We start from the raw sequence: 24,726 nt of genomic DNA, 5'->3' as shown, positions 1-24,726 counted from the left end.
CCGTCTCGGCCAAGCGGCGCGTCATGCGAGCGTAGCGGTCTAGCCAACTGACAGCCTCCATGCGTTTGCCACAGTCACGACAGCCAACCCGCCTGAGCAAAACGCTGAGGCGCACCGCACGACCGAGTATGGGCAAATCACGAATCACTCGCTCGCAATACTCATGAGTGGTTGAACAGGGTTTCTGGCAGCCGCCGCAAGAAGGGAATCGGGTGGAGTGGGGAGTCAGATCGATCTGGAGGGCGTCACCATCAGGCTTGATGTTAACGACAGAAAAGCCCTCCCAAAAAGGAAGGAAAGTATTAATATCGTGCATAAGAACGCCGGTTTGGTAGATGTGTTTGCTCGCACGAACATCATCAATCAAATCGGCGTTCTTGTTTCTGTGTTTCCCGGGATTCCGTGAAGAACCATGAAAAAGGGCTCCCGAAGGAACCCTTTGCTTTTTACATCAATCGCTTATCAAGCGAACGGATGGCGCAGAACGATGGTTTCGTTGCGGTCCGGCCCCGTCGAAATAATGTCGATCGGCGCACCGATCAACTCTTCAACGCGTTTGATGTAGGCACGGGCGTTGGCCGGCAGCTCTTCCAGGGTCTTCGCGCCCACGGTCGATTCGCTCCAGCCCGGCACTTCTTCGTACACCGGCTGCAGGCCTACGTAGCTGTCAGCGTCGGTCGGTGCCACGTCATTGCCTTGCGCATCCTTGTAGCCGATGCAGATGTTGATGGCTTCCAGACCGTCGAGTACGTCCAGCTTGGTCAGGCAGATGCCGGAGATGCTGTTCACATCGATGGCGCGACGCAGGATAACGGCGTCGAACCAGCCACAACGACGGGCACGGCCGGTGGTGGCGCCGAATTCGTGACCCTGCTTGGCCAGATGCGCGCCCACGGCGTCGAACAGCTCAGTCGGGAAAGGTCCCGAACCCACGCGAGTGGTGTAGGCCTTGGTGATGCCCAGGATGTAATCCAGAAACATCGGGCCAACGCCGGAACCGGTGGCAACGCCGCCGGCAGTGGTGTTGGAGCTGGTCACGTACGGGTAGGTACCGTGGTCGATGTCCAACAGCGAGCCCTGGGCGCCTTCGAACATGATGTCCTTGCCGGCGCGACGCAGGTCGTGCAGCTCGGCGGTCACGTCCAGCATCAGCGGCTTGAGCAGCTCGGCGTATTCCTTGCACTCGGCCAGGGTCTTGTCGAACTCGATGGCCGGCTCTTTGTAGTAACCGACCAGCATGAAGTTATGGTAATCCACCAGTTCACGCAGCTTGTCTTCAAAGCGCGGCATGTTGAGCAGGTCGCCCACACGCAGGCCACGACGGGCAACCTTGTCTTCGTACGCCGGGCCGATACCGCGACCGGTGGTGCCGATCTTCAGCTCGCCACGCGCCTTTTCACGGGCCTGGTCCAGGGCAACGTGGAAGGACAGGATCAGCGGGCAGGACGGGCTGATGCGCAGGCGCTCGCGCACCGGTACGCCTTTCTCTTCCAGCTTGGTGATCTCGCGCAGCAGGGCGTCGGGGGCCACCACCACGCCGTTGCCGATCAGGCACTGCACGCCTTCGCGCAATACGCCCGACGGGATCAGGTGCAAGACGGTTTTTTCGCCATCGATGACCAGGGTGTGGCCAGCGTTGTGGCCGCCCTGATAGCGCACTACGGCGGCAGCATGTTCGGTCAGCAGATCAACGATCTTGCCTTTGCCCTCATCACCCCATTGGGTGCCCAGGACTACGACATTCTTACCCATAACACTTGTCCTCATTCGCGCAAACTTGGTGCCGGCGATGGCCGGCAGGAAAACTCAAGAAGCCAGTGGCGATATTTGCCAAAGCCCGTTCTGCTGAATCAATTGCCGGTCGCAGTCCGCTTCACGGGCGGCGGCCAATGGCTGCCCAGGCAAGGCCTGGACGACACGCTGACCCTCACTGCGCAACTGGCAAACCTGCTGCCAGAGTGCCGCGTCCGTACTGTCGGGCATCCAGATGCCACCAGACGGCAGCTCGACCTCAGCACGCCCCAGGGTCACCAGGGTTTTCAAATCGGTGGAAAAGCCGGTTGCCGGACGCGCGCGACCAAAGTCAGCGCCGATATCGTCATAACGACCGCCCTGGGCGATGGCCTGGCCAACACCCGGTACGAACACGGCGAACACCACACCGGTGTGGTAGTGGTAGCCGCGCAACTCGCCCAGATCAAAGTACAGCGGCAACTGCGGGAAACGCGCCGACAACTGCTCGGCGATGGCCAGCACGTCGTCCAGTGCGGCCAATACCGACACCGGCGCATTGGCCAGGCGCTCACGCGCGGCGTCCAGCACTTCACGGCCACCGCACAGGTTGACCAGCGCACGCAGCATGCCGGCGAGGTCTGCAGGCACGCCTTCGGTGAGGGCAATGACTTCATCGATGGCCTTGCGTTGCAGGGCATCGAACAACTGCTGCTCCACTTCGCCGGACAACCCGGCCGCTCGGGCCAGACCACGGTAGATACCCACGTGGCCCAGGTCCATGTGCACATCCGGCACGTCTGCCAGTTGCAACATGGCCAGCATCAGGCTGATCACTTCAACGTCGCTGCTCGGGCTAGCGTCGCCATACAGCTCGGCCCCCAGCTGGATCGGGCTGCGTGAGGACGACAAGGCACGCGGCTGCGCATGCAGCACGCTGCCGGCGTAGCACAGGCGGCTTGGGCCTTCGCGGCGCAGGGTGTGCGCGTCGATGCGCGCAACCTGTGGCGTGATGTCGGCACGAAAGCCCATCTGCCGGCCCGATTGCGGGTCGATAACCTTGAAGGTGCGCAGATCCAGGTCCTGGCCCGCGCCGGTCAGCAGGGATTCCAGGTACTCGATATGGGGAGTCACGACAAACTCGTAACCCCAGCTCTGGAACAGATCCAACACCTGGCGACGCGCGATTTCAATGCGCGCAGCCTCTGGTGGCAGTACTTCTTCGATGCCATCTGGCAGCAGCCAGCGGTCTACCGTTGCCATTACGCCATTCCCCTTTGATCCGGGCGGCCAGCCCTCGGCCGAGCCTTGAGTGAAGCAGAAAACACCCGCCCCTTGCATAAACCACGCGCAAGAGCGACGTGACGAACGGCCTGCAAATGGCCTCGTCGGGCACTTTCCTCGAAAAACCGGTGGCGTCTGCGCGGCCATCAACAATCAAACATGCAGACGCAAAAAAGCCGGGAATTTCCCGGCTGCCGCATCATACACCCGTTTTCTGAAAGGATCACCCCGCCAGGCATTTTAGCCGCCCGACGGAGTGGTTCCTGCACAGTGACGAGCTGATTACTTGGATTTTTCCAGGTAGCGGAAAAACTCGCTGCTTGGGTCCAGCACCATGACGTCGGTCTTGTTCGCGAAGCTTTCGCGGTAGGCACGCAGGCTACGGTAGAACGCGTAGAACTCCTGGTCCTGGCCATAAGCCTTGGAATAGATCGCCGCCGCTTGCGCATCGCCATCACCGCGCGCCTCTTCAGACTCGCGATAGGCTTCCGCCAGCAGGACACGACGCTGACGGTCGGCATCCGCACGGATCCCCTCAGCCAGTTCGTTACCCTTGGCACGGTGCTCACGCGCCTCACGCTCACGCTCGGTGCTCATGCGTTCGAACACGCTGCGGTTCACTTCCTTGGGCAGATCGATGGCCTTGACGCGCACATCGACCACTTCGATACCCAATTCCTTTTCCGCCATGGTGTTCAGCGAGCGGGTGATATCCGCCATCAGCGCATCACGCTCACCGGATACCACTTCGTGCAGGGTGCGCTTACCAAACTGGTCGCGCAGGCCCGATTCGAGACGCCGCGACAGACGATCATCGGCAAGCTGCTTCTGGCCCGAAGTCGCGGTGTAGTACCGCTCGGCATCCTTGACGCGCCACTTGGCGTAGGCGTCGACCATTACGGCTTTCTTTTCCAGGGTCAGGAAGCGCTGCGTCGGTGCGTCCAGGGTCATCAGGCGACCGTCGAACTTGCGCACCTGATTCACGTAGGGGACCTTCACATGCAGGCCGGGCTGGACATCCGCCTGGACCACGCGACCGAATTGCAGCAGCACCGCGCGCTCGGTCTGAGCGACGATGTAGAAGCAGTTCCAGGCAGCGATGACCACGACGACGCCCACAATCAGGGCGGTCAGCGATTTATTGCTCATCAACGACTCTCCCTGGTACGTGTTTGCTGTTGCAGCAGGTCAGCGGCCGCACGGGCGCTCGCTTCGTTGGCAGCGGCGTTCGAACCGGTGGACGGCGCGCTGGTGCCACTACGACCACCCTCGATCATCTTGTCCAGCGGCAAGTACAGCAGGTTGTTCTGCCCACCCTTGCTGCCGGTCACGAGAACCTTGCTGGTGTTGCTGAAGACTTCCTGCATGGTGTCCAGGTACAGACGCTCACGGGTGACCTCGGGCGCCTTGCGATACTCGGCGACCAATTTGGTGAAGCGATCCGCCTCACCCTTGGCGCGCGAGACCACTTCGTCACGGTAGCCGTTGGCATCTTCAAGGATACGCTGGGCCTGACCACGGGCTTCCGGCACGACGCCGTTGGCGTAGGTTTCAGCCTGGTTGCGCGAACGCTGCTCGTCTTCACGGGCGCGGATCACGTCGTCGAAGGCTTCCTGCACTTCACGCGGTGCGGCTGCGCTTTGAACGTTCACCTGGGTGACGGTGATACCGGTGCGATACGTATCGAGGAACCGTTGCAGGCGCTCCTTGATTTCGCTGGCCATCAACTCACGGCCTTCGGTCAGCACCTGGTCCATGGCGGTGGAACCCACCACATGGCGCAAGGCGCTTTCGGTGGCGTGTTGCAGGCTGATTTCCGGCTGGTCGACGTTCAGCACGAAGTCCTGCAGGTTGGTGATCTTGTACTGCACGGTCAGCGGCACTTCGACGATGTTCTCGTCTTCGGTCAGCATCTGGCCCTGTTTGGTATAGGAACGCTCACGTGTAACGTTCTCCATGTACTTCTTGTCGATCGGCGGGAAGTAGATGTTCAGGCCCGGCCCGACCGTCTCGTAGTACTTGCCGAAGCGCAGCACCACGGCTTGCTCCTGCTCGTCCACCACGTAAACGGCGCTGTACAGCCAAACGGCCGCCAGCACGACAAGACCCAGGCCCAGCAGGCCATAGCCACCGCCCTTGCTTGTGCGACCGCCGTCGTCACCACCCCGTTTTTTTCCACCACCGAACAACCCATTCAGGCTTTCCTGCAGCTTTCGGAAGGCCTCGTCGAGATCTGGTGGCCCCTTGCGGTCGCCATTATTGCGGCGCTTACCACCCCAAGGATCCTGATTATTCGAGTTGCCACCCGGCTCATTCCAAGCCATAGCGCTCTCCATCTGATAAAGCAAAGACGCGCCCACGGCGCGCCGACCAATGCTACAGAATGCCTGCCACTGCGGCACAACCGCTTTAGGAGGCTTTTATTGCAAAGTGTGTTGTTCGATGAACTCCTCCGGCACCACACCCTCGCGGCTGACCAGCCGATTGAGCTCCGAGCGCGGCAACCGAACGGCCAGCAAGCTGACACCTTCTTCGTCGTGTTCTTCTTTCTGTACCGCGCCCAGTTCGAAAAACTGTGCACGCAGTCGAGCAAAACGTTGCGGCAAGCGCAAGGTGCCGACGAACAAATCACTGCCGAGCCGTTCGGCAATCGCTTGTTCAAGCAGCTCCAGACCACTGCCATCGCGCGCCGACAGCCATACCCGTTGGGGTACGCCGTTCTCGTCGCGCTGGATTTGTGGCTCAACGCCCTCAAGCAAATCGAGTTTGTTATAGACCTCGAGGATCGGCAAGTCCTGGGCACCAATCTCGCCCAGTACCACCATCACTTGTTCAATCTGCAGCATGCGGTCAGGCTCGGCCGCATCGATCACATGCAGCAGCAGGTCGGAGTTGCTGGACTCTTCGAGCGTAGACCGAAAGGCCTCAACCAGTTTGTGGGGCAAGTGGCGAATAAAACCTACCGTATCGGCCAGGACAATCGGCCCCAGGTCGCCTATATCAAGGCGGCGCAAGGTCGGGTCAAGGGTGGCGAACAGTTGGTCGGCCGCGTACACGTCCGACTTCGTCACATTATTGAAGAGTGTGGATTTGCCGGCGTTGGTATAGCCCACCAGCGACACGGTGGGAATATCCGCACGCGAACGGCCCCGACGCGATTGCTCGCGCTGGCTGCGAACCTTCTCCAGGCGCCCCTTGATCTGGCGCAGGCGCACCCGCAGCAGGCGTCGGTCGGTTTCGAGCTGGGTTTCACCCGGGCCACGCATGCCGATACCGCCACCCTGACGCTCAAGGTGAGTCCAGCCGCGCACCAGGCGCGTGCTCATGTGGTCAAGCTGGGCCAGTTCGACCTGCAGCTTGCCTTCATGGGTTCGGGCGCGCTGGGCAAAAATATCGAGAATCAGACCGGTGCGGTCGATCACGCGACACTCGAAGACACGTTCGAGGTTGCGTTCCTGACTGGGCGTGAGGGTGTGATTGAAGATCACCAGATCGGCTTCTTCGGCGTGGACCAGGTCGCGCAGCTCCTCGACCTTGCCGCTGCCGATCAGGTATTTGGCGGTTGGCCGATGACGCGGCACGTTAAAAAACGCAACGGTCTCGGCGCCGGCCGAATTTGCCAACTCCTGAAACTCCTGCGGATCTTCGCGCGCCTCAGGGTCCTGTCCATCCAAGTGAACGAGGATCACTCGCTCACCACCACCGTGGCGCTCAAAGAACAAAGGAGACTCCTATCAGGCGTTACCTGGCTCAGCGTCAGCTGCATCATCACCCGCTGCACTAGGCAGACGGATTGGACGAACGGGGACGACTGTCGAGATAGCGTGCTTGTAAACCATCTGGCTGACGGTGTTTTTCAGCAGGATCACGAACTGGTCGAACGACTCGATCGTGCCTTGCAGCTTGATACCGTTGACCAGGTAGATGGAAACCCCCACTTTCTCTTTACGTAAAGTGTTCAAGTAAGGGTCTTGTAGCGAATGCCCTTTTGACATGTGCCGCACTCCTTTAAGGATAAATAATGAAAAATCGAGAAATGGGTAGCTTATGGCCGTCACACCCCCAAGGATAGACGGCAATTACAGGGACTCAGCTCAATATGGAGACCGACCCCAGGTATTTCAAGGCGCGTGACAGATTGTCGCTGTCCAGGCTGTCCAGCCAGTGCAATTTGCTCCAGCTGCGCAACCAGGTGAACTGGCGCTTCGCCAATTGGCGCGTGGCGATGATGCCCCGCTCCTGCATGTCGACTGACGTCAGCTTGCCATCCAGATAATCCCAGACCTGGCGATAGCCTACAGCGCGTATCGAAGGCAGCCCGGCATGCAGGTCACCTCGGGAACGCAAAGCTACGACCTCGTCCACAAACCCCTGTTCCAACATAATCGTGAATCTTTGCGCAATTCGTTCATGCAGCACCTGGCGATTTGCCGGGGCAATGGCCAGATTCGCGACAGTATAGGGCAATTGTGATTGACCCGACGCGTCTGCATCAGCACTTAGCGCAGTTTGTTTCAGCCTGTGTTCAGTCATGGTCTGCCCGCTCACACGCCAGACCTCCAGCGCGCGCGTGAGGCGCTGCGGGTCGTTGGGGTGAATGCGCGCGGCAGACACCGGGTCCACGGCCGCCAATTGGTCGTGCAGGGCTTGCCAGCCAAGGCGGGCAGCGTCGTCCTCAAGTTCGGCGCGCACCTGGGCATCGGCGGGCGGCATGTCGGCGAGCCCTTCCTGCAAAGCCTTGTAGTAGAGCATTGTGCCGCCCACCAGCAGCGGGATATTGCCCCGCGCGGTGATGTCGGCCATGGCTGCCAGGGCGTCAGTGCGAAAATCCGCAGCCGAATAGCTCATCGACGGGTCGAGGATGTCGATCAGGCGATGGGGATGCTCGGCCAGCAGCGCCTTGGAAGGCTTGGCGGTGCCGATATCCATGTCCCGGTAAACCAGGGCAGAGTCGACACTGATCAGCTCACACGGCAGCACCTTGGTCAGCTCGATGGCCAGGTCGGTCTTGCCGGCGGCCGTGGGGCCCATCAGGAAGATCGCGGGGGGCAAGGCACTCATCAGCGGCCGCGCAGGAACAGTTTGTCCAGATCGTCCAGGCCCATCTGGGTCCAGGTCGGTCGGCCGTGGTTGCACTGGCCGCTGCGCTCGGTGTTTTCCATGTCGCGCAGCAGACCGTTCATTTCCGGCAGGGCCAGGCGGCGATTGGCGCGGATCGCGCCGTGGCAGGCCATGGTGCCCAGCAGCTCATTGATGTGCGCCTGGATACGGTCACTGGTGCCGTATTCCATGAGGTCGGCCAGCACGTCGGCCACCAACCGGTTGGCCTCGGCCTGTTTGAGCAGCGCCGGAATCTGGCGGATCGCCAGGGTTTCCGGGCCCAGGCGTTGCAGTTCAAAACCGAGCTTCTGAAACACGCCATGGTGCTCTTCGGCGCAGTCGGCTTCGCGCTGGCTCACGGCCAGGGATTCGGGCACCAGCAGCGGCTGGCCGCTGAGGCCTTCGCTGGCCATGGCGATCTTGAGGCGCTCGTACATGATCCGCTCGTGGGCGGCGTGCATGTCTACCAGCACCAGGCCGTGAGCGTTTTCCGCAAGGATGTAGATGCCCTTGAGCTGGGCCAGCGCATAACCCAGCGGCGGTATATCACCGCCACCTTCGGGCAACGCAACGGCGGCGCCCGGCTCGGCACCCGGCAGCGGCGCGAAAAATTCGCGATAGGCTGCCTGGGCCTCGGCCACCGGCACGGTCGATTGCGGGCGCGGCGTGTATTGATACTGATAGCCCGCGCCAGCGCCCGAGCCGGGCGCGCTGTACGAAGGCTGTGGCTGCGGCGATTGCAGCAGGTTGGCCGCCAGGCTCATTTCGCCCTGCGGCCCGAACTCGCCGGCCTCGGGGCCGGTCGGCCGCACCACTGCCGTCACGATCGGCGCCGACAGTTGATCGTCCGGACGCACATCGCCCAGGGCGCGGTGCAAGGTGCCATACAGGAAGTCATGCACCATGCGCCCATCGCGGAAGCGCACTTCATGCTTGGTCGGGTGCACGTTGACGTCGACCACCGAAGGGTCGACCTCAAAGAACAACACAAAGGTGGGATGCCGCCCGTTGAACAACACGTCGCGATACGCCTGCCGCACCGCATGCGCCACCAGCTTGTCGCGCACCGCACGGCCATTCACGAAGAAATACTGCAAGTCCGCCTGGCTGCGCGAGAACGTCGGCAGCCCCACCCAACCCCACAGGCGCAGGCCATTGCGCTCGATCTCGATCGGCAGCGCCTGCTCCAGGAAACCCGCGCCGCAGATCGCCGAGACCCGCCGGGCACGCGCGGCATCGTCATGGGCTTCGTGCAGACTGAGGATGGTCTTGCCGTTGTGACGCAGGTGAAACGCCACGTCGAAACGTGCCAGGGCCAGGCGCTTGATGACTTCCTGCAGGTGATCGAATTCGGTTTTCTCGGCCTTGAGGAACTTGCGCCGGGCCGGGGTGTTGAAGAACAGATCGCGCACTTCCACCGACGTCCCCACCGGATGCGCCGCCGGCTGAACGCGCGGGGCCATGTCGCGGCCTTCGGTTTCCACTTGCCAGGCCTGTTCGGCATCGCGGGTGCGCGAGGTCAGGGTCAGGCGCGCCACGGAGCTGATCGACGCCAGGGCCTCGCCGCGAAAACCCAGGCTCATCACCCGCTCCAGGTCTTCCAGGTCGCGGATCTTGCTGGTGGCGTGACGGGCCAGGGCCAGTGGCAGGTCATCCGAGGAGATACCACTGCCATCGTCGCGTACGCGCAGCAGCTTGACGCCGCCCTGCTCCACGTCGACATCGATGCGTTTGGCGCCGGAGTCGATGCTGTTTTCCAGCAGTTCCTTGATCACCGACGCCGGGCGTTCAACCACCTCACCGGCGGCAATCTGGTTGGCCAGGCGCGGGCTGAGCAATTCAATGCGCGAGCCACTGTTCAACAAGGACTCGCTCATTACTGCGCCGCCAATTCAGTGCCGGGGATGGTCAGCACCTGGCCGACTTTCAGTTCATCGGTCTTCAGGTTATTGGCGCTGCGCAACGTGGCGGGCGAGACCTGGAAGCGCACCGCCAGCATGGCCAGGGTGTCGCCGGGCTGCACGCGATGGTCGCGCGGGCCCTGGGCGATTTTGCCGGAATCACGCAGCCAGGCAATGTAGGTACCCGGCGGCGGATTCTGCTGGAAGAACTGACGCACGCCGGCACTGATGGAACGCGCCAGGGCCTGCTGATGGCTGGCACTGGCCAGCTTGGAGGCTTCGTTGGCGTTGGAGATAAACCCGGTTTCCACCAGAATCGACGGGATATCCGGCGACTTCAACACCATGAACCCGGCCTGCTCCACACGCTGTTTGTGCAGCGAGGTGACCCGGCCGATGTTGCTCAGGACTTTCTGGCCGACATTGAGGCTGGAGGTCAGCGAAGCGGTCATCGACAGGTCGAGCAATACGCCGGCGAGCATCTTGTCCTTGTCGTCGAGGGACACGTTTCCCGCCCCGCCGATCAGGTCGGAACGGTTTTCACTGTCAGCCAGCCAGCGTGCGGTTTCGGACGTGGCACCGCGATCGGACAGGGCAAACACCGAGGCGCCAAAGGCGGCGCTGGAGGGCGCGGCGTCGGCGTGAATCGAAACGAACAGGTCGGCGCCCTTCTTGCGCGCGATTTCGGTACGGCCGCGCAATGGAATGAAGTAGTCGCCGGTGCGGGTCAGCTCGGCGCGATAGCCCTTCATGCCGTTGACCTGGCGCTGCAGCTCGCGTGCGATGGCCAATACCACGTCTTTTTCATGCTGGCCGCGCGAGCCGGAGGCCCCCGGGTCTTCACCGCCGTGGCCGGCGTCGATCACCACAATAATGTCGCGCTTGCCCGGCGGCGCGGGCGGCGGCGGCGGCAATTTCACCTGCGGTTGCGACGGGTTGACCGGCACGGCGGGCACCGTCGCCACGCTCGGCGTCGGCGCAGGCGTCGGGTTGGCGTCGGCGGCATTGTCGAACAGGTCGACCACCAGCCGGTTGCCGTACTGGGCGTTGGGCGCCAGGGAAAAGCTTTTCGGGGTCACGGCCTTTTTCAGGTCGATGACCACGCGCAAGTCGGTGGGCGTACGCTGGGCCGAGCGCATGGCGGTGATCGGTGTGTTGGCGGTGGACACCTTGAGCGGTGCGGCCAGGGTCGCGCCGTTGATGTCGATCACCAGGCGATCAGGCGCCGCCAGGGTAAAGACGCTGTGCTGGACAGGGCCAGACAGGTCGAACACCAGTCGCGTGTTATCCGGCGCTCGCCACAGGCGAACACTTTTCACCTGTGAAGCAGCCAGAGCATTGACAGTCATTGCCGCAAGCAACACTCCCACGACAGCAACCAACGCGCGAAAGCGCATACCTAACCCCACCAATTATTTGAATTCCAATGCCAAAGCGGCGCACCACGACTGGCCACGCGCGCTCTGGGGCAACAACTTCAGCTGACGTCCTGTTTCATGCGGCGTAATGGTAATGGTCATGTCAGGCTTTGGCAAAAAGCCTGCACCTTTATCTGGCCACTCGATCAGGCACAGCGCATCTTCGTCGAAGTAATCGCGAATGCCCATGTATTCCAGCTCTTCGGGGTCGACCAGGCGATACAGGTCGAAGTGAAAGGCGCGCACGTCGCCGATCTCGTAGGGTTCGACCAGCGTAAAGGTGGGACTTTTCACCGCGCCAGCGTGCCCCAGCCCACGGATAATCCCCCGCGACAACGTGGTCTTGCCCGCGCCGAGGTCGCCTTCGAGGAAGATCAGCCCGGCGCCTGCCGTGACGGCGGCGATACGATTCCCAAGCGCCACCATGGCATCTTCATCGGCCAGGAACAGGGTTACGTCAGACACGGCGACTGCTCCTCCAGCAATTGACGAATGGCGGGGATCAGGTCGCTGGCCGCCAGCCCGCGACCGAAGGTGCCCTGGCGATCACCTGCCGTAGCGTGCAGCCACACCGCCAGGCAGCTGGCGTCATAAGCCGGCATGCCCTGGGCCAGCAATGCACCCACCAACCCGGCCAATACATCACCCAGACCGGGCGCAGCCATGGCGGGATGGCCCTGGTCACAGCGGGCAACGTCCCCATCGGGGCTTGCAATCAGACTGCCAGCTCCTTTGAGAATAACCACGGCATTTAATGTGAGGCTCAGCGCGAGTGCCGCATTGAGGCGATCAGCTTGAACCTCGGCGGTGGTAATGCCCAGCAAACGCGCGGCCTCGCCCGGATGGGGGGTGATCACGCAATTGGCCGGCAAGTCGACATGGCCTGCAGCGAGCAGGTTCAGTGCGTCCGCGTCCCACACCTGCGGCCGTTTGGCGTTGGCCGCCACCGATAACAGGCTTCTGCCCCAGGCCGACTCACCCAGGCCCGGACCCATGACGATGACCGAGGTTTTTTCCAACAGGCCCATCAACTGGTTGGCCGAGCTCACGCCCAGCGTCATGACTTCCGGCAGTCGCGCCAGCGCCGCCGGCACATGCGCAGGCCGGGTCGCCAGGGAAACCATGCCGGCGCCGCTGCGCAGGGCGCTTTCGGTGCTCAGCAGCGCGGCGCCACCAAATCCATGGTCGCCGCCAATGACCAGCAGATGACCAAACTGGCCTTTATGGGCATCCGGGGAACGTGCAGGCAGTTGCGGCAAATGACCGGGCAACAGTGGCTGAACGTCGGTTATTTCGTCTTTTGTCTGAGGCATGCGTCTTCAAGCTCCGATGTCTGGCAGAATTATACCTATCTAACCCGTGGTTTCCCCTGTCTCATGCCTGTCATTACCTCCGACCTCCCCGCGCTTGCCCAATCGATCAAGGACTGGGGCCGCGAGCTGGGCTTCCAACAAGTGGGCATCAGCGGCCTGGACCTCGCCGAGCACGAGCAGCACCTGCAACGCTGGCTCGACGCGGGCTATCACGGCGAGATGGATTACATGGGCGCCCATGGCAGCAAACGCTCCCATCCCGATGAGCTGGTGCCGGGCACCCTGCGCGTGGTGTCGCTGCGCATGGATTATCTGCCCGGTGACACTCAGATGGCCCACTTGCTGGCACAGCCGGAAAAAGCCTACATCTCGCGTTACGCCCTGGGCCGTGATTACCACAAGCTGATCCGCAAGCGTGTGCAGCAACTGGCCGAGCGCATTCAGGCGCAGATCGGCCCGTTCGGCTTTCGTGCCTTCGTCGACAGCGCGCCGGTGCTGGAAAAAGCCATCGCCGAACAGGCCGGGCTCGGCTGGATCGGTAAAAACACCCTGGTCCTCAATCGCAAGGCCGGTAGCTACTTCTTCCTCAGCGAGCTGTTCGTGGACCTGCCGCTGCCGGTGGACGCGCCCCACAGCACCGAACATTGCGGCCGCTGCACGGCGTGCCTGGATATCTGCCCGACCAATGCCTTCGTCGGCCCCTATGTGCTGGACGCCCGGCGCTGCATTTCCTACCTCACCATCGAACTCAAGAGCGCGATTCCCGAGGACCTGCGCCCGCTGATCGGCAACCGCGTGTTTGGCTGCGATGACTGTCAGATCGTTTGCCCGTGGAATCGTTTCGCCCGGCCCACCGCCGAAAGCGATTTCAAGCCACGGCACAATCTGGATAACGCAGGGCTGGCCGAACTGTTCCTGTGGGACGAGGACAGATTTCTCAGCAGCACCGAAGGCTCACCGCTGCGGCGCGCCGGTTATGAGCGCTGGCTGCGCAACCTGGCAGTGGGCCTGGGCAATGCGCCGTCGAGCATTCCGGTGCTGGAGGCGTTGAAAGCGCGGCGCGACTACCCTTCAGAGCTGGTGCGCGAGCATGTGGAATGGGCGCTGAAACAGCACGCCGAACGTCAATGAACGTCGTCGTTATAGACGAACTTGGGCATTTCCCAGTGAAAACGGATCGCCAGCAGGCGTAACAGAAATCCGCTGAACAGTGTCAGCAGAATGGCCTGTTCGCTGGGTAATTCCAGGTAAAGGCAAAGCAGGTAGAACCACGCGGCGAGGAATGACACGCTGGCGTACAGCTCACGGCGGAAGACCAGCGGAATGTCGTTGCAGAAGATGTCCCGCAGGATGCCGCCGAACACTCCGGTGATCACGCCGCTGACCGAAGCCACCAGCATGCCATGGCCCATTTCCAGGGCGGTCATGCAGCCAATCAGGGTAAAAGCCACCAGCCCCACGGCGTCCAGCGCGAGGAACAGCGAGCGCAGACGGCGCATCAGCGGCGCGGCGAAGATCGTCACCAGTGCTGCAATCGAAGTCAGTATCAAGTATTCCGGGTGTTTGACCCACGTCAGCGGGTAGTGACCGAGCAACACATCGCGCACCGAACCGCCCCCCAGTGCCGTCACACAGGCAATCAGCACCACGCCAAACCAGTCCATGCCGCGCCGACCGGCGGACAGGGCGCCGGTCATGGCTTCGGCGGTGATGGCGATGAGGTAGAGCATCAGCAGCATGCGGGCGGTCCTTGCATGGGCATCAAAGGTGACCGAGTCGCGTCCATCGGGAGCAAGCCCCCTCCCACATTTGACTGCGTTCGCACATCAATGTGGGAGGGGGCTTGCTCCCGATAGCGCCAGGCCAGTCAATACATCTTCAAGCCTTGATGAAATGCTTGCGGTAATGCTGCAACTCGGCAATCGACTCGCGAATGTCGTCCAGCGCCAGGTGCGTGCTGCCTTTATGGAAGCTGTCTTTAACCTCGGGCGCCCAGCGCGCGGCCAGCTCTTTCAGGGTGGACACATCCAGGTTGCGATAGTGGAAGTAACTCTCCAGCCCCTTCATGTGCGTATAGAGGAAACGCCGATCCTGGCAGATGCTGTTGCCGCAGATCGGCGACTTGCCCTTGGGCACCCACTTCTCCAGAAACGCGATGGTTTCGGCTTCGGCTTCGGCCATGCTGATGCGACTGTCGCGCACGCGCTGTGTCAGCCCGGAATTGCCGTGGGTGCGGGTGTTCCACTCATCCATGGTGGCCAGTACCGCGTCGCTGTGGTGGATGGCGATCACCGGACCTTCGGCCAAGGTGTTGAGGTTGCTGTCGGTGACAATCGTCGCCATCTCGATGATGACGTCGGTGTCGGGGTTCAGACCGGTCATTTCCAGATCGATCCAAATCAGGTTCTGTGGGTTCAGCATGGCTTGATTCTCTTGGCACCTTGGCGTAGCGGCGCAGTTTAGCAGGCGGCGGCGTGCTAGACTCGCGACCGTTTCACCCTATCTTTGTATTATCGACACGGAACACCAATGGCCAAACGCCAGCTCAATCGTCGCCAAAACTGGCGCATCGAAAAGATTCAAGGCGAACGCGCCGCGCGCGCCGCCAAACGTGAATCCTCCGCCGTGGAAGCGCTAGAAGGCGGCGACCTTGGCCCCGAACAGACGGGCCTGGTGATCGCGCACTTTGGTGTGCAGGTCGAAGTGGAGGCGCTGGAAGGCGAACTCGCCGGTTCAGTGTCACGCTGCCACTTGCGCGCCAACCTGCCGGCGCTGGTCACCGGCGACAAGGTGGTGTGGCGTGCCGGCAATCAGGGCATCGGCGTCATCGTCGCCCAACTGCCGCGCACCACCGAGCTGCGCCGTCCCGACAGCCGTGGTCAGCTCAAGCCGGTAGCGGCCAACGTCGACATGATCGTGATCGTGTTCGCCCCGCTGCCCGAGCCCCATGCCAACCTGATCGACCGCTACCTGGTCGCAGCCGAGCATGCCGGCATTCGCCCGCTGCTGCTGCTGAACAAATTCGACTTGATCGACGACCAGAACGCCCCCGCGCTCAACGCGCTGCTGGCGGTGTACCGCACCCTGGGTTACCCGGTGCTGGAAGTGTCGGCCCATCACGGTGACGGCATGGAACAGCTGCAACAGCAGCTGGACGGGCGTATCAGCGTGTTCGTCGGCCAATCGGGCGTGGGCAAGTCGTCACTGGTCAACAGCCTGCTGCCGGACGTCGACACCCGCGTCGGCCCGCTGTCGGAGCTGTCCGGCCAGGGCACGCATACCACCACCACCGCACGCTTGTTCCACTTCCCGGGCGGCGGCGAGCTGATCGACTCCCCCGGCATTCGTGAATTCGGCCTGGGCCATGTCAGCCGCAGCGATGTGGAAGCGGGGTTCATCGAGTTCAACGACCTGATCGGCACCTGCCGCTTCCGCGACTGCAAACACGACCGCGAGCCAGGGTGCGCATTGCTCAAGGCACTGGAAGACGGACGTGTGCAGCAGCAGCGGATGAACAGCTATCGGTCGATTATTGCGAGCTTGCCTGAGAGCAGTTACTGACCAGGCATTTTCCTGAGACAGATAAAATGAGTCGTGGGTCCCCCTGGTCCATTGCGCCTAGGACCCCGTCCCAGGCACCGTCGGATCCTTCACTCCGCCATCATCAAACAAATTCAGCTTCTGGCGCAGCTCATGGGCCGGTAACGGCTCCTGCCCTGGCGGAATCGCGTTCGGGTCGGTGGGCACTTCACCCGGTGCGCCTTCACCCTGGGCGGGTGCCGGTGGCGGCTGGTCGCCTTCAATCGCGCGCTGGGCCTTTTTGGTCAGTACGACGATATCGATGCGGCGGTTGACCGGATTGAAGGGGTCCTTGTGATCAAACAGCTGCGAGGAGGCAAACCCCACCACGCGTGCCACTTGCGGGTCGGGGTAACTGCCGGCGACCAGCGCACGCCGGGCGGCGTTGGCGCGGTTGGCCGACAGCTCCCAGTTGCCGAAGTCGCCCTGGCCCGCGTACGGCTTGGCGTCGGTATGGCCGCTGATGCTGATCTTGTTCGGCACCGCCTTGATGGTGTCGGCCATGGCCAGCAGGATGTCTTCAAAGTACGGTTTCAGACGTGCGCTGCCGGAATCGAACATCGGCCGGTTGGCGGCATCGGTGATCTGGATGCGCAGGCCTTCCGGGGTGATCTCGAACGAAATCTGATCCTTGAACTTGAGCAACTGCGGGTTTTCTTCGACCTTGTTCTGCAACTCCTGCAGCAACAGTTCGAGGCGTTCCTGCTCGACCTGTTCGGCCATGCTCTCGACGGTATCGCGCTCCACGGGAATCTTGTCCTGCGGCGACTCGGTCTGTACCTCCGGGTTGATGGTGCGCTCCGGCGCCAACTGCGGTGAGCCACCCAGGTCGATCACAAAAGGCGTGCCGCTTTCCGAGAAGCCGATCGGGTCCTTGAAGTAACCGGCGATGGCGATCTTCTGTTCGGGCGTGGCGGTGGACATCAACCACAGCACCAGGAAGAACGCCATCATCGCCGTGGCAAAGTCGGCGAAGGCGATCTTCCAGGCGCCACCATGGTGCCCCGCAGCGAAGCGCTTGACGCGCTTGATGATTATCGGCTGGTTGTTTTCCATGGCTTAGCGACCGCGAACCGCTTGCTCCAGCTCGGAGAAACTCGGGCGATGTTTGGGGTAGAGCACCTTGCGCCCGAATTCCACGGCCAGCGACGGCGGCATGCCGGAGGCCGACGCCACCAGGCTGGCCTTGATCGCTTCGTACAGATTCACTTCTTCCTTGGCGTCGTGGGCCAGGCAGGTGGCGAGCGGACCGAAGAAGCCGTAGGCCGCCAGGATACCGAAGAAGGTCCCCACCAGCGCCGCCCCCACGTGCATGCCAATGGCCGCCTGGTCACCTTCGCCAAGGGAAGCCATGGTCACCACGATGCCGAGCACCGCCGCAACGATACCGAAACCGGGCATGCCGTCGGCGACGCCGGTCACGGCATGGGATGGATGCTCCAGCTCTTCCTTGAGGCTGAACAACTCCATGTCGAACAGGCCTTCCAGCTCATGGGGAGCCATGTTGCCGGAGGACATGATGCGCAGGTAATCACAGATATACGCGGTCATGCGCTCGTCTTTGAGCACCGCCGGGTACTTGGCGAAGATCGGACTCGCCGCGGCGTCTTCGATGTCGCCCTCGATAGCCATCATGCCTTCGCGACGGCTCTTGTTGAGGATCTCGTAGACCAGCCCCAGCACTTCCAGATAGAAGGTGTGAGAAAAGCGCGAGCCGAACATGCCCACCGATTTCTTGATCACGTGCATGGTCATGTAGCCGGGGTTGGCCTGCAGGAATGCGCCAAACGCGGCGCCGCCGATAATCAGCACTTCGAAAGGCTGGATCAATGCGGCAATTTTACCGTGGGACAAGACGTACCCACCGAGCACGCTCGCGATGACGACAATGATGCCGATAATTTTAGCCATAGGGGATCTGTACTTGCGCCGTCGGGTTCATGGACATAATGGGTGCAGCTGAAAACTCTTGTTCTACTTATCGGCAAAACTGCGCCAGACTATAGCCCGTTAAGGCGAAAAGCCAACTCAGCCCGTTCCGGGCATCTTGAACGCAAGTGATGATCGCGCCCCAATGATGGCTAATGAAACCAGCGTCCCAAGTGCCAAACCCGCCACCCTCGCCGCCTGGATCAAGCGCCTGGACGACGTGCTGCTGCCCGTGCCCCAGGCCGCCCATGAGCGCGTGTGCAAGGCCATTCGCGACAGCCGCAGTTCGTTGCGAGATATTGCCGAGCTGATGCAAAACAGCCCGGCGCTGGTGCTTAGCGTGATGCGCGAAGCCAACAGCCATACCCAGGGCAGCATGACGGAACCGGCGGAAAACCTCGAAGTGGCGCTCAACCGCCTGGGCCTCAAGCGCGCCGAAGAACTGCTCGCGCGGCTGCCCTCGGTGCCCGCCCAGGAAATCCCGCTGGCCTTGCGCCAATTGCTGCTGGTGAGCCAGCACGCGTCCCAGCAGGCCAGCGGCTTGTTCGCCAGCCGCCTGGCGCGCCTGTGGCAGGACATCCATTGGGGCAGCCTGCTGTTTCTGTCGCCGCTGTGGCCGATGGCCGTGGCCTATCCCAAGCTGCTGGAAGAATGGGAACTGCGGGTCATCCATAAAGGCGAGAGCGCCCGCGCGGTCGAGCAACAGGTGTTCGGCGTGCGCCTTCTGGACCTGTGTCTGGGGCTGACCGAAGCCTGGCACCTGCCGGTCTGGGTGTCCCAGGGTTATACGCTGCTGCGCAACGAGAAACGCCTGCTGGTCAAGGCCTTGCGCATCGCCCGCGAAGATGACGCGCTGCGCCACCAACAGTTGCTCGACGCCGAGCCCAACCTGCGCCGCTGGCTCAACCAGCCGGCCAATACCGTGCTGCTGGCCAACGGCCTGGCGATGTCGGCCCAGGAGTCCTGGACCTGCCCGCACGCCGAGCGCTGGCAGTACCTCACCGCGCTGTACCTGCAAGAGCCGCTGGCCGATGTGCAACAACAGGCACACCAGCAAGCCGTCACCAGCGCCCGTACCACCCTGATGCCCGACCTCTGGCATCCGGCGCTGTCGCTGATCTGGCCATGGCATGTGCAGAAGGTCCATCGCGGCCTGCTGCCGGCGCCACCGCCCACCGCCGAAGCCCTCGCCGTGTGGCGCAGGCACTGCACCGAGTTGCTGCAGGAGCCGAGCCGCTTCGCCAACGCGATGCACCTGACCACCTGCGCCCGGGACGCGCTGGTGGCCAGCGGCATGCAGCGGGTGATGCTGCTGATGACGGATCGCGCCCAGAGCACTTTACGCGTACATCAAGTCGACGGCCTGCCCAGGGACGCGACCAACCTGAGCCTGGACGTGGTCAACAGCACGCTGCTGCAGCGCCTGCTGGAAAAGTCCGCCCAGGTGCGCCTCACGCCCGACAACCATGCGCAATTCTCGGCCTTGCTGCCGCCGATCCTGCGCCGCCTGTTCGCCGGTGAGCACCTGCTGCTGCGCTCGCTGAGCTGCAATGGCAAGGTAGTGATGCTGATGATCGCCGACCAGGGCGGCGGGCCTTTTTCGGAAACCACCGTGCAGGCCTTCGGCAAAACCGCCCAATGCACCGAGAAAGCCCTGCACTGCTTTACCAACCGCAGCGCCTGATGCTTGCGCTACAATCGCCCTCCTTTATCACCCACTTTTGTGCCCAGGAGACCTCACATGCCTGACTTCTCTGGCTTGCCGCTGGTGATCGAGTCCAGCGACCTGCTTGGTCAACTGGATGCCGAGCACCTGATTGTGGTGGACCTCACCAGTGCCGCCCGCTACGCCGAAGGGCATATCCCCGGCGCGCATTTCGTTGACCCCAAGCGCACCCAACTGGGCCAGCCACCGGCGCCCGGCCTGCTGCCGGACAAGGCCGAACTGGAGAAGCTGTTCGGCGAACTGGGCCACACCCCGGACGCCACCTACGTGGTGTACGACGACGAAGGCGGCGGTTGGGCCGGGCGCTTCATCTGGCTGCTCGACGTGATCGGCCACCAGAAGTACCACTACCTCGACGGCGGCCTGCTGGCCTGGCAGGCAGAGCACTACCCGCTCTCAACCGAAGTGCCCGCCCCGGCCGGCGGCCCGGTCAGCCTCACGCTGCACGACGGCCCCACCGCCACCCGCGAATACCTGCAAAGCCGCCTCGGCGCTGCCGATCTGGGCATCTGGGACGCACGCGGCCCGCTGGAGTATTCCGGCGAAAAGGTGCTGGCAGCCAAGGGCGGCCACATCCCCGGTGCCGTCAACTTCGAGTGGACCGCTGGCATGGACAAGGCGCGCAACCTGCGCATTCGCCGCGACATGCCGCAGATCCTCGAAGACCTGGGGCTTACCCGCGACAAGGAAATCATCACCCACTGCCAGACTCACCACCGCTCTGGCTTCACCTACCTGGTGGCCAAGGCGCTCGGTTATCCGCGAGTCAAAGGTTATGCCGGTTCCTGGGGCGAATGGGGCAACCACCCCGACACCCCCGTTGAGATTTAAGGTTTAAGGACAATTAATGAAAAAGCAGTTGTTTATCCTCAGCCAGTACTTGCTGCCGCACCACTTGCTGTCGCGCCTGGCCGGCTGCATTGCCGAGTGCCGCGTGCGCTGGTTCAAGAATGCCTTCACCACCTGGTTCGCCAAGCGCTATCAGGTGGACATGTCCCAGGCCCTGGTGGAAGACGTGACGGCTTACGAGCACTTCAACGCTTTCTTCACCCGCGCCTTGAAAGACGGCGCGCGCCCACTGGACCAGACGCCGGGCGCGGTACTGAGCCCGGCCGACGGCGCGGTCAGCCAGCTTGGTCCGATCGAACACGGCCGGGTCTTCCAGGCCAAGGGCCACAGCTTCAGCGTGCTGGAGCTGCTGGGCGGTGACGCGGCGGTGGCTGCGCCGTTCATGGGCGGTGACTTCGCCACCGTGTACCTGTCGCCCAAGGACTACCACCGGGTGCACATGCCACTGGCCGGCACCCTGCGCGAGATGGTCTACATTCCGGGGCGCATCTTCTCGGTCAACCAGACCACCGCCGAAAACGTCCCCGAGCTGTTTGCCCGTAACGAACGTGTTGCCTGCATTTTCGACACTGAGCGCGGCCCGATGGCGGTGGTATTGGTGGGCGCGATGATTGTGGCGTCGATTGAGACCGTGTGGGCGGGCCTGGTTACGCCGCCCAAGCGTGCGCTGAAAACCTTCCGTTATGACGAAGCCGCGCGGGCGCCGATTCATTTGGAGAAAGGCGCTGAACTGGGTCGCTTCAAGCTGGGTTCGACCGCAATCGTGCTGTTTGGGCCGGATCAGGTGACGTGGGCGCAGGAACTCGTGGCCGGCTCGCCGGTGCAGATGGGCCAGGGTATCGGCTCACCCAAAGCCTGACACCGCTCTGAATGTGGGAGCAAGCCCCCTCCCACATTTTTACTGCATGCCTGCAGTTGGAAACCGCTTAAACCTGCCCGTCGCGGTCGCGAAAGCCCAGCAGATACAACACCCCATCCAGCCCCAGCGTCGAAATCGCCTGTTTGGCCGATTGCTTCACCAACGGCTTGGCGCGGAACGCCACACCCAGGCCAGCAATCGCCAGCATCGGCAAGTCATTCGCGCCGTCGCCCACCGCAATGGTCTGTTCCAGTCGCAAACCTTCCTTGTGCGCCAGCTCCCTGAGCAAATCAGCCTTGCGCTGCGCGTCGACAATCGGCTCGACCGCCACGCCGGTCACCTTGCCGTCCACCACTTCCAGCTCGTTGGCGAACACATAGTCGATACCCAGCCTGGCCTGCAATTGCTTGGCAAAGTAGGTGAAGCCGCCGGACAGGATCGCGGTCTTGTAGCCCAGGCGCTTGAGTTCGGCGAACAGGATTTCGGCGCCTTCGGTCAAGCGCAGCGAGGCGCCGATGGCGTCCAGTACGCCGACATCCAGCCCTTTGAGCAACGCCAGGCGTTCCTTGAAGCTGGCGCGAAAGTCCAGCTCGCCGGCCATGGCGCGTTCGGTAATGGCCGAGACCTGTTCACCTACACCAGCGGCTTTGGCCAGTTCGTCGATAACTTCAGCCTCGATCAGCGTGGAGTCCATGTCGAACACCGCCAGACGGCGGTTGCGCCGGTACAGCGAGTCTTCCTGGAAGGCGATATCGACGTTCAATTCCTGCGCCACGCTGAGAAATTCAGCGCGCAGGGCCCGCGGGTCGGCCGGTTCGCCGCGTACGGAGAACTCGATGCAGCCCTTGTCCAGGTCGGTCGGCGTGTCCAGAGGCATGCGCCGCGACAGACGGTCGATATGGTCGATATTCAAGGCGTGATGGGCGGTGATCGCGCTGACGCGCTGCAACTGCTCGGCCGTGACCTTGCGGCTCAGCAGCGTAACGATATGGCGCTTATCACGCTGGCCGTCCACCCAGCGCTGGTAGTCCGCTTCGGACAGCGGGGTGAAACGCACCTGTTGATCCAGTGTTTGCGCGGTAGACAGCATTTCCGTACGCAGGGACGCAGCCCGTTCTTCGCTCGGGATTTCCACCAGGATGCCGAACGACAGGGTGTCGTGAATCACGGCCTGGCCGATGTCGAGAATGTTCACACCACCCTGGGCCAGAACGCCGGTGATGGCCGCAGTAAGGCCCGGGCGATCAACGCCGGTGATGTTTATCAGGACAATTTCGCGCAAGGCGCACCCCCAGGCTGGAAAAAAACCGCATTCTACCCACTTTCAGTGACCATCGGGCACAGCGAGCGCTTTGCCGGTACAGGGCCTGTCGCTATACTGCGCGTCAACTTCACGGACCAAGAGCCGAGCGCAAGTGAACCGGCCCACGCCAGTAAAAACCGATAACTTCTTCCTGCTGATCTTCCGGGCACTGCGCCATCGCCGTGTGCCGATAGCATTACGCATCGCCAGCCATAACGTGATCCTGGTCGCCCTGGCGCTGGTGATCTACGCCTGCGTGATGGGCTTGCAGTTCAAGCAGGCCATGCACGAGCAGGCTGACGCCCTGGGCGAGAGCCTGACGACCCAGACCGCCACCTCGGCGACCGAGCTGCTGGTGTCCAACGACATCCTCAGCCTCAACGTGCTGCTCAACAATCTGACCAAGAACCCGCTGGTGGCCCATGCTGCCATCTACAGCGTGGACAACCGGATCATGGCCGAAGCCGGGCAACGGCCGAAGAACGGCCTGCTGGGCGAAGCCGAAGGCCTGTATCAGAGCAATATCACGTTTCAGGATGTGAAGGCGGGCCAGTTGCGCATCAGCCTGGACATGCAGCAATTCCAGCAGCCGATGACCATCAGCCTGCAAAGCATGGGCATCCTCAGCGCGATTCTGCTGGCATTGGCATTGGCCTTGAGTCTGCGCCTGGGTCGGCATATCTCCACGCCGCTGATGCAACTGCGCATCTGGCTGCGCGATATCGACGAGCACACGCCGGCCACCGACCGCCAGGATGAAATCGGCGACCTCGCGCGCCAGCTCCACGCAAGCTTTGCGCCGGAGCCGGTGGCGCCCGCGGTTGAACCCGAGCCCGAGTACGACGACACCGACTACGACGACGAACCCGAGTTTGAAGTCCGTGACCTGCGCGACCCAGGCTTTGACGAAAGCGCCCCGGTCGCCAGCGCCAAGCCCGCACCGCGTCAGGTGATCAAGGCCCAGGAAGACGAACTGGACGACGAAGACCCGTTCGCCGACCTGCGCGACACGTCGGCGGCCAACCCTGCGGCGGCACCAAAAGCGGCAGTGGTGAAAAACACCGAACCGCAGCACAGCGCCGTGCTCGCCGTGCAACTGGGCTCCCAGGAGCAACTGCGCCGCCTGCCCCGCGCCCGCCTGACCGAACTGCTGGAACGCTATCGCGACTGCCTCGACCAGGCCGCCTCGCTGTACCAGAGCGAACTGCACACCCTGAACGATGGCAGCACGCTGATGCTGTTCCACAGCGAAGACAGCGGTGAGGACTATCTGACCAATGCCATTTGCTGCGGTGAGCTGCTGCGCGCCCTGGGGCATGAACTGCAGATAGAAGTGGCCGACAGCGGCATCACCCTGCAATTGCAGCTGGGCCTGACGGTCGGCGACGATCTGTTCGGCATGAGCCAGATCGACTTGCTGCTGACCGAAATCGCTCAGGATGCGCTGGCACTGTCCCAACACAGCCGCAACCTGCTGCTGGTGGAACGCAAGATCAGTGAAGACGGGCTGATCCGCCAGCGCGCGCGCATTCGCCCGATTGCCAGCCCCGAGGGAGCGAGCTGCGTGGAGCGGTTGATGGAGCCCTACCCATCGATGCTGGAGCGTCAGCTGGCGCGGATGCATGAGACCCGCAGCAAGTCCTGAACAACACGGTAAAACCAGCAAGCCCCCTCCCACATTTGGCCAGGGGCAAGGGCTTGAATCCTGGCCAAACAAAAGGCCCGCTTACTCAG

The 24,726-nt window shown here is 62.5% G+C and carries 23 protein-coding genes; 6 read left to right on the top strand and 17 right to left on the bottom strand.

Annotation, left to right across the window (positions count from 1 at the left end; all coding sequences use genetic code 11):
- The 12 genes from TU79_RS26460 to TU79_RS23590 all read right to left on the bottom strand — a co-directional run.
- Positions 1-316 (bottom strand): transposase family protein (locus tag TU79_RS26460; protein WP_169793818.1); only part of this gene is annotated, 316 nt, incomplete at its 3' end.
- A 146-nt stretch (positions 317-462) separates the two neighbouring features.
- Positions 463-1,752, bottom strand: a complete 1,290-nt coding sequence (locus TU79_RS23640; protein ID WP_003236236.1) for an adenylosuccinate synthase — start codon at positions 1,750-1,752, stop codon at positions 463-465.
- A 54-nt stretch (positions 1,753-1,806) separates the two neighbouring features.
- Positions 1,807-2,994 (bottom strand): ATP phosphoribosyltransferase regulatory subunit, encoded by a 1,188-nt coding sequence (locus tag TU79_RS23635; RefSeq protein ID WP_057010251.1) that lies wholly within the window; start codon positions 2,992-2,994, stop codon positions 1,807-1,809.
- 303 nt (positions 2,995-3,297) lie between these two features.
- A complete protein-coding gene (gene hflC / locus TU79_RS23630; RefSeq protein WP_057010250.1) occupies positions 3,298-4,164 on the bottom strand; it encodes a protease modulator HflC in 867 nt (288 codons plus the stop codon).
- Positions 4,164-5,339 carry an FtsH protease activity modulator HflK gene (gene hflK / locus TU79_RS23625; RefSeq protein ID WP_057010249.1) on the bottom strand — a complete coding sequence of 392 codons (1,176 nt, stop codon included), beginning with the start codon at positions 5,337-5,339 and terminating at the stop codon, positions 4,164-4,166. The genes hflC and hflK overlap by 1 nt, the downstream gene beginning before the upstream one ends.
- 96 nt (positions 5,340-5,435) lie before the next feature.
- Entirely contained in the window at positions 5,436-6,737 is a 1,302-nt protein-coding gene (gene hflX / locus TU79_RS23620; RefSeq protein ID WP_057010248.1) for a ribosome rescue GTPase HflX, read from the bottom strand.
- Positions 6,738-6,749: 12 nt separating this feature from the next.
- A complete protein-coding gene (gene hfq / locus TU79_RS23615; protein ID WP_003171355.1) occupies positions 6,750-7,010 on the bottom strand; it encodes an RNA chaperone Hfq in 261 nt (86 codons plus the stop codon).
- A gap of 94 nt (positions 7,011-7,104) precedes the next feature.
- Positions 7,105-8,076, bottom strand: coding sequence for a tRNA (adenosine(37)-N6)-dimethylallyltransferase MiaA (gene miaA / locus TU79_RS23610; RefSeq protein ID WP_057010247.1), 972 nt, complete (start codon positions 8,074-8,076; stop codon positions 7,105-7,107).
- Complete coding sequence (gene mutL / locus TU79_RS23605) at positions 8,076-9,992, bottom strand: DNA mismatch repair endonuclease MutL (RefSeq protein ID WP_057010246.1); 1,917 nt, start codon at positions 9,990-9,992, stop codon at positions 8,076-8,078. The genes miaA and mutL overlap by 1 nt, the downstream gene beginning before the upstream one ends.
- A complete protein-coding gene (locus TU79_RS23600) occupies positions 9,992-11,413 on the bottom strand; it encodes an N-acetylmuramoyl-L-alanine amidase (RefSeq protein ID WP_015373631.1) in 1,422 nt (473 codons plus the stop codon). Before TU79_RS23600 ends, mutL begins: the two co-directional genes overlap by 1 nt.
- 15 nt (positions 11,414-11,428) lie before the next feature.
- Complete coding sequence (gene tsaE / locus TU79_RS23595) at positions 11,429-11,899, bottom strand: tRNA (adenosine(37)-N6)-threonylcarbamoyltransferase complex ATPase subunit type 1 TsaE (protein ID WP_057010245.1); 471 nt, start codon at positions 11,897-11,899, stop codon at positions 11,429-11,431.
- Complete coding sequence (locus tag TU79_RS23590) at positions 11,887-12,747, bottom strand: NAD(P)H-hydrate dehydratase (protein ID WP_057010244.1); 861 nt, start codon at positions 12,745-12,747, stop codon at positions 11,887-11,889. Before TU79_RS23590 ends, tsaE begins: the two co-directional genes overlap by 13 nt.
- Positions 12,748-12,810: 63 nt before the next feature.
- On the opposite strand from TU79_RS23590, the gene queG reads away from it, so the two are divergent.
- A complete protein-coding gene (gene queG, locus TU79_RS23585) occupies positions 12,811-13,878 on the top strand; it encodes a tRNA epoxyqueuosine(34) reductase QueG (RefSeq protein ID WP_057010243.1) in 1,068 nt (355 codons plus the stop codon).
- Here queG and TU79_RS23580 read toward each other — a convergent pair.
- A complete protein-coding gene (locus tag TU79_RS23580; RefSeq protein ID WP_057010242.1) occupies positions 13,872-14,486 on the bottom strand; it encodes a trimeric intracellular cation channel family protein in 615 nt (204 codons plus the stop codon). The two genes, queG and TU79_RS23580, sit on opposite strands and share 7 nt — an antisense overlap.
- Positions 14,487-14,625: 139 nt before the next feature.
- Positions 14,626-15,168 carry an oligoribonuclease gene (gene orn / locus TU79_RS23575; protein ID WP_003236257.1) on the bottom strand — a complete coding sequence of 181 codons (543 nt, stop codon included), beginning with the start codon at positions 15,166-15,168 and terminating at the stop codon, positions 14,626-14,628.
- Between the two features lie 108 nt (positions 15,169-15,276).
- On the opposite strand from orn, the gene rsgA reads away from it, so the two are divergent.
- On the top strand, positions 15,277-16,308 hold the full coding sequence (gene rsgA / locus TU79_RS23570) for a small ribosomal subunit biogenesis GTPase RsgA (RefSeq protein WP_057010241.1): 1,032 nt from the start codon (positions 15,277-15,279) through the stop codon (positions 16,306-16,308).
- A 57-nt stretch (positions 16,309-16,365) separates the two neighbouring features.
- Here rsgA and motB read toward each other — a convergent pair whose 3' ends face one another.
- Positions 16,366-17,382, bottom strand: coding sequence for a flagellar motor protein MotB (motB, locus tag TU79_RS23565; protein ID WP_057010240.1), 1,017 nt, complete (start codon positions 17,380-17,382; stop codon positions 16,366-16,368).
- A gap of 3 nt (positions 17,383-17,385) precedes the next feature.
- Positions 17,386-18,237, bottom strand: coding sequence for a flagellar motor stator protein MotA (motA, locus tag TU79_RS23560; protein WP_057010239.1), 852 nt, complete (start codon positions 18,235-18,237; stop codon positions 17,386-17,388).
- A gap of 166 nt (positions 18,238-18,403) precedes the next feature.
- Here motA and TU79_RS23555 point away from each other — a divergent pair, with 166 nt between their 5' ends.
- The 3 genes from TU79_RS23555 to asd are packed head-to-tail and all read left to right on the top strand — an operon-like array spanning position 18,404 to position 21,689.
- A complete protein-coding gene (locus tag TU79_RS23555) occupies positions 18,404-19,939 on the top strand; it encodes an HDOD domain-containing protein (protein ID WP_057010253.1) in 1,536 nt (511 codons plus the stop codon).
- 57 nt (positions 19,940-19,996) lie between these two features.
- The gene (locus TU79_RS23550; RefSeq protein WP_057010238.1) at positions 19,997-20,812 is read left to right on the top strand and encodes a rhodanese-like domain-containing protein; all 816 of its coding nucleotides are present in this window, start codon (positions 19,997-19,999) and stop codon (positions 20,810-20,812) included.
- Between the two features lie 16 nt (positions 20,813-20,828).
- The gene (asd, locus tag TU79_RS23545; protein WP_057010237.1) at positions 20,829-21,689 is read left to right on the top strand and encodes an archaetidylserine decarboxylase; all 861 of its coding nucleotides are present in this window, start codon (positions 20,829-20,831) and stop codon (positions 21,687-21,689) included.
- A 67-nt stretch (positions 21,690-21,756) separates the two neighbouring features.
- Here the strand turns inward: asd and serB are convergent, their stop codons facing one another.
- Positions 21,757-22,971 carry a phosphoserine phosphatase SerB gene (serB, locus tag TU79_RS23540; RefSeq protein WP_057010236.1) on the bottom strand — a complete coding sequence of 405 codons (1,215 nt, stop codon included), beginning with the start codon at positions 22,969-22,971 and terminating at the stop codon, positions 21,757-21,759.
- A gap of 133 nt (positions 22,972-23,104) precedes the next feature.
- Here serB and TU79_RS23535 point away from each other — a divergent pair, with 133 nt between their 5' ends.
- Positions 23,105-24,637, top strand: a complete 1,533-nt coding sequence (locus tag TU79_RS23535) for an AhpA/YtjB family protein (protein ID WP_057010235.1) — start codon at positions 23,105-23,107, stop codon at positions 24,635-24,637.
- Positions 24,638-24,726 lie beyond the last annotated feature (89 nt).

Source organism: Pseudomonas trivialis (assembly GCF_001439805.1).
Lineage (GTDB): Bacteria > Pseudomonadota > Gammaproteobacteria > Pseudomonadales > Pseudomonadaceae > Aquipseudomonas > Aquipseudomonas trivialis.
This window is presented reverse-complemented; position numbering and strand designations above follow the sequence as displayed.

Bases quoted from the DNA above. Each gene is read 5' to 3' on its own strand.
- TU79_RS23640 (WP_003236236.1), bottom strand. From the start codon at position 1,752: ATGGGTAAGAATGTCGTAGTCCTGGGCACCCAATGGGGTGATGAGGGC.
- TU79_RS23635 (WP_057010251.1), bottom strand. From the start codon at position 2,994: ATGGCAACGGTAGACCGCTGGCTGCTGCCAGATGGCATCGAAGAAGTA.
- hflC (WP_057010250.1), bottom strand. From the start codon at position 4,164: ATGAGCAATAAATCGCTGACCGCCCTGATTGTGGGCGTCGTCGTGGTC.
- hflK (WP_057010249.1), bottom strand. From the start codon at position 5,339: ATGGCTTGGAATGAGCCGGGTGGCAACTCGAATAATCAGGATCCTTGG.
- hfq (WP_003171355.1), bottom strand. From the start codon at position 7,010: ATGTCAAAAGGGCATTCGCTACAAGACCCTTACTTGAACACTTTACGT.
- miaA (WP_057010247.1), bottom strand. From the start codon at position 8,076: ATGAGTGCCTTGCCCCCCGCGATCTTCCTGATGGGCCCCACGGCCGCC.
- mutL (WP_057010246.1), bottom strand. From the start codon at position 9,992: ATGAGCGAGTCCTTGTTGAACAGTGGCTCGCGCATTGAATTGCTCAGC.
- TU79_RS23600 (WP_015373631.1), bottom strand. From the start codon at position 11,413: ATGCGCTTTCGCGCGTTGGTTGCTGTCGTGGGAGTGTTGCTTGCGGCA.
- TU79_RS23590 (WP_057010244.1), bottom strand. From the start codon at position 12,747: ATGCCTCAGACAAAAGACGAAATAACCGACGTTCAGCCACTGTTGCCC.
- queG (WP_057010243.1), top strand. From the start codon at position 12,811: ATGCCTGTCATTACCTCCGACCTCCCCGCGCTTGCCCAATCGATCAAG.
- TU79_RS23580 (WP_057010242.1), bottom strand. From the start codon at position 14,486: ATGCTGCTGATGCTCTACCTCATCGCCATCACCGCCGAAGCCATGACC.
- orn (WP_003236257.1), bottom strand. From the start codon at position 15,168: ATGCTGAACCCACAGAACCTGATTTGGATCGATCTGGAAATGACCGGT.
- rsgA (WP_057010241.1), top strand. From the start codon at position 15,277: ATGGCCAAACGCCAGCTCAATCGTCGCCAAAACTGGCGCATCGAAAAG.
- motB (WP_057010240.1), bottom strand. From the start codon at position 17,382: ATGGAAAACAACCAGCCGATAATCATCAAGCGCGTCAAGCGCTTCGCT.
- motA (WP_057010239.1), bottom strand. From the start codon at position 18,237: ATGGCTAAAATTATCGGCATCATTGTCGTCATCGCGAGCGTGCTCGGT.
- TU79_RS23555 (WP_057010253.1), top strand. From the start codon at position 18,404: ATGGCTAATGAAACCAGCGTCCCAAGTGCCAAACCCGCCACCCTCGCC.
- TU79_RS23550 (WP_057010238.1), top strand. From the start codon at position 19,997: ATGCCTGACTTCTCTGGCTTGCCGCTGGTGATCGAGTCCAGCGACCTG.
- asd (WP_057010237.1), top strand. From the start codon at position 20,829: ATGAAAAAGCAGTTGTTTATCCTCAGCCAGTACTTGCTGCCGCACCAC.